At 61.2% G+C, this 9,184-nt stretch carries 7 protein-coding genes; all 7 read left to right on the top strand.

Translation table 11 applies throughout. The features are described from left to right. Positions 1-1,714, top strand: a 1,714-nt coding sequence (locus IBX54_RS03060; protein ID WP_296541189.1) for a DNA gyrase C-terminal beta-propeller domain-containing protein, incomplete at its 5' end; no start/stop codon positions are given. Beyond that, positions 1,701-2,789, top strand: a complete 1,089-nt coding sequence (gene serC / locus IBX54_RS03055; protein ID WP_296541188.1) for a 3-phosphoserine/phosphohydroxythreonine transaminase — start codon at positions 1,701-1,703, stop codon at positions 2,787-2,789. The genes IBX54_RS03060 and serC, both read left to right, overlap by 14 nt. 5 nt (positions 2,790-2,794) lie before the next feature. After that, a complete protein-coding gene (pheA, locus tag IBX54_RS03050; protein ID WP_296541187.1) occupies positions 2,795-3,877 on the top strand; it encodes a prephenate dehydratase in 1,083 nt (360 codons plus the stop codon). 165 nt (positions 3,878-4,042) lie between these two features. Then, the gene (locus IBX54_RS03045) at positions 4,043-4,921 is read left to right on the top strand and encodes a prephenate dehydrogenase/arogenate dehydrogenase family protein (RefSeq protein WP_296541186.1); all 879 of its coding nucleotides are present in this window, start codon (positions 4,043-4,045) and stop codon (positions 4,919-4,921) included. Then, positions 4,915-6,912 carry a bifunctional 3-phosphoshikimate 1-carboxyvinyltransferase/cytidylate kinase gene (locus tag IBX54_RS03040; RefSeq protein WP_296541185.1) on the top strand — a complete coding sequence of 666 codons (1,998 nt, stop codon included), beginning with the start codon at positions 4,915-4,917 and terminating at the stop codon, positions 6,910-6,912. Before IBX54_RS03045 ends, IBX54_RS03040 begins: the two co-directional genes overlap by 7 nt. Positions 6,913-7,059: 147 nt before the next feature. Beyond that, entirely contained in the window at positions 7,060-8,742 is a 1,683-nt protein-coding gene (gene rpsA / locus IBX54_RS03035; RefSeq protein WP_296541184.1) for a 30S ribosomal protein S1, read from the top strand. A gap of 112 nt (positions 8,743-8,854) precedes the next feature. Next, on the top strand, positions 8,855-9,163 hold the full coding sequence (locus IBX54_RS03030; RefSeq protein WP_296541183.1) for an integration host factor subunit beta: 309 nt from the start codon (positions 8,855-8,857) through the stop codon (positions 9,161-9,163). Positions 9,164-9,184 lie beyond the last annotated feature (21 nt).

Genomic DNA, 9,184 nt, shown 5'->3' with positions numbered 1-9,184 from the left:
CAAGCGCGGCGAAGTGCCCGAGGTGGTGCTCAACAACCTGTACAAGCAGACCCAGTTGCAGGACACCTTCGGCATGAACATGGTGGCGCTGATCAATGGCCAGCCCAAGCTGTGCAATCTGAAGGATCTGATCGAGGTCTTTTTGGAGCACCGCCGTGAGGTGGTGACCCGGCGTACCGTGTTCAACCTGCGCAAGGCGCGCGAGCGCGGCCATGTGCTCGAAGGTCTGGCCGTGGCGCTGGCCAACATTGACGACTTCATCCGCATCATCCGCGAATCGCCAACGCCGCCAGTGGCCAAGGTCGAGCTGATGAGCCGCCCCTGGGACAGCAAGCTGGTGCGCGAAATGCTCACCCGCACGCGCGCCGATGGCGGCGTGGTCAACGCCGACGATTACCGCCCTGACCGGCTCGAACGCGAATTCGGCATGGGCGCTGACGGCCTGTACCGTTTGTCTGAAACGCAGGCGCAAGAGATTTTGCAAATGCGCCTGCAACGCCTGACCGGCCTGGAGCAGGACAAGATCGTTGCGGAATACAAAGAGGTGATGGCCGAGATTGACGACTTGCTCGACATTCTGGCAAAACCTGAGCGGGTGTCGGTCATCATCAGCGACGAGCTCACTGCCATCAAGACCGAATTCGGCATGACCAAAGTGGGCGCACGCCGCAGCCAGGTTGAGTACTCGTCCTTCGACCTTTCGACCGAAGACCTGATCACCCCGACCGACATGGTGGTCACGCTGAGCCACAGCGGCTACATCAAAAGCCAGCCACTGAGTGAATACCGGGCGCAAAAACGCGGCGGCCGCGGCAAGCAGGCCACGGCCACCAAAGAAGACGACTGGGTGGATCAGCTCTTCATTGCCAACACGCACGACTACATCCTGTGCTTCTCCAACCGCGGCCGCATGTACTGGCTCAAAGTGTGGGAGGTTCCGCAAGGCTCGCGCGGTTCGCGTGGCAGGCCCATCGTCAACATGTTCCCGTTGCAAGAGGGCGAAAAAATCACCGTGGTGTTGCCGCTCACCGGCGAAAAACGTACTTTCCCGGCGGATCAATACGTCTTCATGGCCACCAGCATGGGCACCGTCAAGAAGACCCCGCTGGACGATTTTTCAAACCCGCGCAAGGCCGGCATCATTGCCGTGAATCTGGACGAGGGTGATTATTTGATTGGCGCCGAGATCACCGACGGTCAACACGATGTGATGCTGTTCAGTGACGGCGGCAAGGCGGTGCGCTTCAACGAAGAAGAGGTCACCGCCCACGGCCGCCAGTCGCGTGGCGTGCGCGGCATGAGCCTGGAAGAAGGCCAAGCAGTGATCGCCATGCTGGTGGCCGAAGACGAAACGCAGAGTGTGCTCACCGCCACCCAGAACGGTTATGGCAAACGCACCAGCATTGCCGAATACACCCGCCATGGCCGTGGCACCAAGGGCATGATCGCCATTCAGCAGTCCGAGCGCAACGGCAAGGTGGTGGCAGCCACCCTGGTGCACGCCGACGACGAAATCATGCTGATCACCGACAAGGGTGTGTTGGTGCGCACCCGGGTTTCCGAGATTCGCGAACTCGGTCGCGCCACCCAGGGCGTGACGCTGATCGGCCTGGACGATGGCTCGCAATTGAGCGGCCTGCAACGCATTGTTGAGAACGATGCCAACCCGCCCAGCGAAGATGCCGTTGACGACGACAGCGATGCGCCCGTTTAACTTTTCCGCCGGTCCCGCCGTCATGCCCGACGCGGTGCTGGCCCAGGCCGCAGCCGAGATGCTGGACTGGCATGGCAGTGGCATGGGCGTGATGGAAATGAGCCACCGCGGTAAAGAATTCGGCGAAATTTACGCGCAGGCCCAGGCCGATCTGCGTGAGTTGCTGGCAGTGCCAGAGCACTTCAAGCTGCTCTTCATGCAAGGCGGCGGCCTGGCTGAAAACGCCATCGTGCCGCTGAATCTCTCAAAAGGGCAGACGGCCGACTTTGTGGTGACCGGCAGCTGGAGCCAAAAGTCCTTGGGCGAGGCGCGCAAATACTGCACTGCGCATGAAGCGGCCAATACCAAAAGCAACGGCCACACCACGCTGGCCGATCCTGCCAGCTGGCAACTCAGTGACAAACCGGCCTACGTGCACCTCTGCAGCAATGAGACCATCAACGGCGTTGAGTACCACACGTTGCCTGACCTGAAAGCACTGGGCTGCGAGGCGCCGCTGGTGGTTGATTTTTCATCGCACGTTGCCTCTCGTCCGATCGACTGGTCGCGCGTCGGCCTGGCCTTTGGCGGTGCCCAAAAAAACCTCGGACCGGCGGGTTTGACGCTGGTGGTGGTGCGCGACGACCTGTTAGAGCGCGCGCTGCCAATTTGCCCCAGCGCGTTCAATTACCGCACCGTGGCCGACAACGATTCAATGTTCAACACGCCACCCACCTATTCGATCTACATCGCCGGACTGGTCTTCAAATGGCTCAAGGCCCAAGGTGGCATCGCGGCAGCAGAAGCGCGCAACATCGCCAAGGCCAAGTTGCTTTACGACGCCATAGACAGCTCCAGCCTGTACCTCAACCGGGTCGCCAAAGATTGCCGTTCGCGCATGAATGTGCCGTTTTACCTGCGCAATGAGACGCTCAACGAGGCCTTTCTGGCTGGCGCCCGCGAGCGCGGCCTGCTGCAACTCAAGGGCCACAAATCGGTGGGCGGTATGCGCGCCAGCATTTACAACGCCATGCCGCTCGAAGGCGTGCAGGCGCTGGTGAACTACATGCGCGACTTCGAGGCCCGGCGCGGCTAAAGCCCATGGCAAGAACCCTCCCCGAATTGCGCACCCAGATCGATGCCCTCGATCTTGAGTTGCTGTCCCTGCTGAACCAGCGTGCCGCCCTGGCCCACGAGGTGGGCGAGATCAAACGCCTTGACGGCTCAGCCGTGTTTCGTCCCGACCGCGAGACACAGGTGATTGCCAACCTGCAGTCGCACAACCAGGGCCCTCTCAAAGACCAGAGCCTGGGCCTGATCTGGCGCGAAATCATGTCGGCCTGCCGTGCACTCGAAGCGCCACAGCGCGTGGCCTACCTGGGGCCGGCGGGCACCTTCAGCGAGCAGGCGGCGATTCAGTTTTTTGGCGGCAGCATGTCGCGCGTGCTGTGCGTCAGCATCGACGAGGTGTTTCGCGCCACCGCCGCAGGCAGCGCCGAGTTTGGCGTGGTGCCCATTGAGAACTCGTCGGAAGGTGTGATCTCGCGCTCTCTTGATTTGCTGCTCAACTCGCCGCTGCACATCATCGGTGAAACCAGCTTTCTGGTGCGCCACAACCTGTTGCGCCTGGAGCCCTCGCTGCACAACATCGAGGCGGTTTACGCCCACCCGCAGGCCCTCGCGCAGTGCCAGGACTGGCTCACCACCCATCTGCCCAATGCCGAGCGCCGAGCCGCCGCCAGCAATTCGGAAGGGGCCCGCCTGGCCGCCACCAACCCGGCCTGGGCTGCCATCGCCAGCGAACGCGCCGGCAGTGAATTTGGCCTGCACATCGCCTCCTACGCGATCCAGGACGACGCCTTCAACCGTACCCGCTTTGCCATCATTTGCCTGCCGCAAACGCTGGCAGCGCCGCTGGCCACAGGCAACGACTGTGTCAGCCTGATCGTCTCGGTGACGAATCGTCCAGGCGCGGTGCATGACCTGCTGGTGCCACTCAAAAAACACGGCGTGTCCATGACCCGCTTCGAGTCACGACCCGCGCGCTCAGGCCAATGGGAATACTATTTTTACATCGACCTGCAGGGTCACCCCAGCCAGCCCCACGTGGCGGCCGCACTGGAAGAACTGCGCAGCTTGTGCGCGTTTTACAAAGTGTTGGGCACCTATCCGGTCTCTGATTAGTAGTCCGTTTTATCAAACAAGGCACAAAATGAAATTGATGGATTTTTTCGTCAGGCCAGGCCAGAGGAGGCGTCATAGCAATTGCCATGACAACGACGAACAACGACGCGTGGCGGAAAAAGACGCCATTTCATGTGTCGAGTTTGGTGAAACGGACGACCTGGCATGTTTGAGCAACTCGGATTGATCGGCTGCGGCCTGATGGGCGGCTCGTTTGCGCTAGCGCTCAAAGAGGCAGGACTGGTGCAACGCGTGGTCGGTTTCAGCCCATCCAGCAGCACCATGCAAAAAGCCCTGCAACGCGGTGTCATCGACGCGGCTGCGCCCTCGGCATTGCAGGCGGCCAGCGATGCCGACATTGTGTTGCTGGCCGTGCCGGTCGCGGCTACCGAAGCCAGCTTGCAAGCCATCCAGCCAGCGCTCACGCCACAAATGCTGGTCATGGACGTGGGCTCCACCAAGGGCGACGTGCTGGCGGCGGCGCAGCGCGCACTGGGTGAGCAAATCGGCTCCTTTGTGGCTGCCCACCCGATTGCCGGCAAGGAAATGGCCGGCGTGGAGCACGCCGATGCCCGGCTGTACCAAGGCTGCCAAACCATTCTGACGCCCACCGCGCAGACGCACAGCCGCCAGCTCCAGCAGGCCATGGAAGTCTGGCAGGCGCTGGGTGCGAGGGTGGTGCAGATGTCGCCAGAGTCCCATGATGCGGCTTTTGCCGCGGTCAGCCACTTGCCGCACCTGCTGGCCTTTGCCATGATGAACGCCGTGACCGGACAAGCCCGGGGGCAAGAATTTTTGGCGCTGGCCGGCCCGGGCTTTCGCGACTTCACCCGCATTGCCGCCAGCGACCCCAAGGTCTGGCGCGACATCCTGCTGGCCAACCGCCAGGAGTTGCTGGCCCAAAGTCAGCACTTTCAGGCGCAGTTGCAAGCTTTTGAAGCACTGATGGCGCAAGGTGATGGCGCGGCGCTGCAAGCCCTGATCGAGCAAGCCAGTACCGCGCGCAGCCAGTGGCACCTCAAGCAACACAAGCAAGCATGCTGAATACCGTCTTCATCGATCTGCCACCGCTGCAATCGGCCGGCGGCACCATCACCTTGCCAGGCTCCAAAAGCATCTCGAACCGGGTGCTGCTGCTGGCCGCGCTCAGCCGGGGCCGAACCACGATCCATGAGGTGCTGGACTCCGACGACACCCGCGTCATGCTGGCGGCCTTGCGCACCCTGGGCTGCGAGATCAGCCAAAGCGGCCACACCGTGGTCATCGACGGCCTGGGCGGCCAGCCCAAACACACCCAGGCCGATCTGTTCATGGGCAACGCCGGCACCGCCATCCGCCCGCTCACCGCTGCGCTGGCGCTAATGGGCGGCAGCTATGGCTTGAGCGGCGTGGCGCGCATGCACGAGCGCCCGATTGGTGACCTGGTCGATGCGCTGCGCCAACTGGGCTGCCAAATCGACTACACCGGCCAGCACGGCTACCCGCCGCTGCACATTGGCCAGCCCGCTCTCAAGCTCGATGCACCTATCAAAGTGCGCGGCGATGTGTCAAGCCAGTTCCTGACCGCCCTGCTGATGGCCTTGCCGCTGGTGGCCAGGAAAGACGTGGTGATCGACGTCGTGGGCGAGCTGATCTCGCGGCCCTACATTGAAATTACCCTGAACCTGCTGGCGCGCTTTGGCATTCGGGTGCGCCGCGACGGCTGGCAGCGCTTTACCATTCCCGCGGGCAGCGAGTACCAGACTCCGGGCACCCTGTATGTCGAAGCTGATGCCTCTTCGGCCAGTTATTTCATCGCCCTGGGCGCCATTGCACCCTGCGCTGCTGGCCAGGGCGGCATTCGCATCGAAGGCCTGGGCGCCGATTCGATCCAGGGCGACATCCGCTTCGTTGAAGCCGCCCGCATGATGGGCGCCAATGTGGTAAGTGGCCCCAACTGGCTCGACGTCTCGCGTGGTGCCTGGCCGCTCAAAGCCATTGATCTCGATTGCAACCACATCCCCGACGCCGCCATGACGCTGGCCGTGATGGCGCTTTATGCGCAAGGCACCACCAGCCTGCGCAACATTGCCAGTTGGCGCGTCAAGGAAACCGACCGCATTGCCGCCATGGCGTGCGAACTGCGCAAACTCGGCGCGACGGTGGTGGAAGGTGCTGATTTCATCCAGGTCACACCGCCTGCCAGCCCCGCGCAATGGCAGGCAGCCAGCATCCACACCTATGACGACCACCGCGTGGCCATGTGCTTTGCCCTGGCCGCCTTCAACCCCGCAGGCTTGCCGGTGCGCATCAACGACCCAAAATGTGTCGCCAAGACTTTTCCGGACTATTTCGAAGCGCTGTTTTCACTCGTGCAGGCTGACCCGGCGCAAATCCCCGTCATTTGCATCGACGGCCCCACCGCATCGGGCAAGGGCACGCTGGCGGCACAATTGGCCAGCCAGTTGGGCTACCACCTGCTCGACTCGGGCGCGCTCTACCGCATCACCGCGCTGGCGGCCACCCAGGCGGGGCTGCCACTGGATGCCTCGGGTGAAGTGGCGATTGCCAGTCTGGCCCCAGGCCTGCGCATTGAATTCAAAAGCGAGCAAGTGCTGCTCGACGGTGCTGACGTTTCTGAGGCCATCCGCACCGAAGAAGTCGGCATGAATGCCTCCAGGGTGTCGGCCTTGCCCAAGGTGCGCGCGGCTTTGGTGGCGTTACAGCACAGTTTTCGCCGCCTGCCCGGTCTGGTCGCCGATGGCCGCGACATGGGCACCGTGATCTTCCCGCGCGCGCCGCTCAAGGTGTTTTTGACCGCCAGCGCTGAGCAACGTGCGCAAAGGCGGTTTAAACAGTTGATTTCAAACGGGAATTCAATTACACTCCACGCTCTTCGCGCTGACCTGGAAGAGCGCGATGCACGGGACTCATCCCGTAGCGTTGCCCCTCTCAAGCCAGCCCTGGACGCCAAGTTGCTCGACAATTCCACGTTACCGATTGAAGAATCGGTTCAACTGGTATTGGCGTGGTGGCAAGGCAGGCAGCCCTTCTGAGCATTCGCAAGGGCTGAAACCGCAAAGGCCAGGGTCTGAAAAACCCAAACCAATGCACCGCTCCTCATTCGTCTTATCGCGCTGCATTGGCGCACTACGGATGAGGTTCAAAAACTTAACCCCGCGGTTTTCGTAACCGCATTGAAAATGTCTGAATCTTTTGCCGACCTGTTTGAAGAGTCCCTGAAACGCACGGAAATGCGCACGGGCGAAGTGATCACTGCCGAAGTGGTACGTATCGAGCACAGCTTTGTGGTGGTGAACGCCGGCCTCAAGTCCGAAGCCTACGTGCCGCTGGAAGAATTCAAAAATGACCAGGGAGAAACCGAGGTGCAAGTCGGCGATTTCGTATCAGTGGCCATTGGCTCGATCGAAAACGGCTACGGCGACACCATTTTGTCGCGCGACACCGCCAAGCGTCTGGCCTCCTGGATGAGCCTGGAAAAGGCCCTCGAATCCGGCGAATTTGTCACTGGCACCACCAGCGGCAAGGTCAAGGGTGGTTTGACCGTGTTGGTTAACGGCATTCGCGCCTTCCTGCCCGGCTCGCTGGTTGACACCCGTCCCACCAAAGACCTGTCACCGTACGAAAACAAGACGATGGAGTTCAAGGTCATCAAGCTTGACCGCAAGCGCAACAACGTGGTGCTGAGCCGCCGCGCCGTGGTCGAAGCCAGCATGGGCGAAGAGCGTGCCAAGCTGATGGAAACGCTGCGCGAAGGTGCCATCGTCCAGGGCGTGGTGAAAAACATCACCGAATACGGCGCTTTTGTCGATCTGGGTGGCATCGACGGTCTGCTGCACATCACCGACATGGCCTGGCGCCGTGTCCGTCACCCGTCTGAAGTGGTGACCGCCGGCCAGGAAATCACGGCCAAGATCCTCAAGTTCGATACCGAGAAAAACCGTGTCTCGCTGGGTCTGAAGCAATTGGGTGATGACCCGTGGATGGGCGTGAACCGCCGCTATCCGCAAGGCACGCGCATGTTCGGCAAGATCACCAACATCGCTGACTACGGCGCATTTGTGGAACTCGAACCCGGTATTGAAGGCCTGGTGCACGTCTCCGAGATGGACTGGACCAACAAGAACGTGGCGCCGAGCAAGATCGTTTCCCTGAGCGACGAAGTTGAAGTCATGGTGCTCGACATCGACGAAGACAAGCGCCGCATCAGCCTGGGCATGAAGCAATGCAAGGCCAACCCGTGGCAGGAATTTGCGCAAAACACCAAGCGCGGCGACCGCGTCAAGGGCCCCATCAAGTCGATCACCGACTTCGGCGTGTTCGTTGGCTTGGCTGCCGGTATCGACGGCTTGGTGCACCTGTCTGACCTGTCCTGGAACGAGCCCGGCGAAGCCGCTGTGCGCGAGTACAAAAAGGGCCAGGAAGTGGAAGCGCTGGTGCTGGCCGTGGACGTGGACCGCGAACGCATCTCGCTGGGCATCAAACAACTCGACTCCGACCCGTTCACCACCTTCTCGTCAATCAATGACAAGGGTTCCGTGGTCACCGGCAAGGTCAAGACGGTGGACGCCAAGGGTGCCGAGATCGAATTAGGCGAAGACATCATCGGCTATCTGCGCGCTTCGGAAATCTCCCGCGACCGCGTCGAAGATGCCCGCAACGTGCTGAAAGTTGGGGACGAAGTCACCGCTGTGGTGGTCAATGTGGATCGCAAGACCCGCAACATCCAGTTGTCGATCAAGGCCAAGGACGCTGCTGACCAGAACGAAGCCATGACCTCGCTCAGCCAGCAATCAGCCCGCGAAAACGCCGGCACTACCAGCCTGGGCGCTTTGCTGCGCGCCAAGCTCGACAACAATAACTAAGCCGTTATTGCTGAAATGAACTGACGACCGGTTGCCCTGCGTACCGGTCGTTTTTTTCTTGTTAGTCAGTTGGGGACAGCGCCAAAGGGCTGTCCCGCAAAGGTATTGGTTTATGACCCGCTCCGACCTCGTTGAAGAACTTGCAGCACGATTTGACCAGATCACCCAGCGCGATGCCGAGTTTGCGGTCAAGGCGATTCTGGAAGCCATGAACGACGCCCTGGCACGCGGCCATCGCATTGAAATCCGTGGCTTCGGCAGTTTTTCCGTCAACTACCGCTCGCCACGCATGGGACGCAACCCGCGCAGCGGTAAAAGTGTCGCCATTCCTGAAAAAAAAGTGCCCCACTTCAAACCCGGCAAAGCCCTGCGCCAGGCCGTTGACCAAGGCACCAATGCGATTCTGCCGCCGCCGACTTGACAACAGCGCCAAACGGTAGAA

The sequence above is a fragment of the Rhodoferax sp. genome (genome assembly GCF_014859475.1).
GTDB lineage: Bacteria > Pseudomonadota > Gammaproteobacteria > Burkholderiales > Burkholderiaceae_C > Rhodoferax.
Note: the sequence above shows the minus strand (reverse complement) of the source record. Positions and strands in the feature narration are given on the sequence as shown.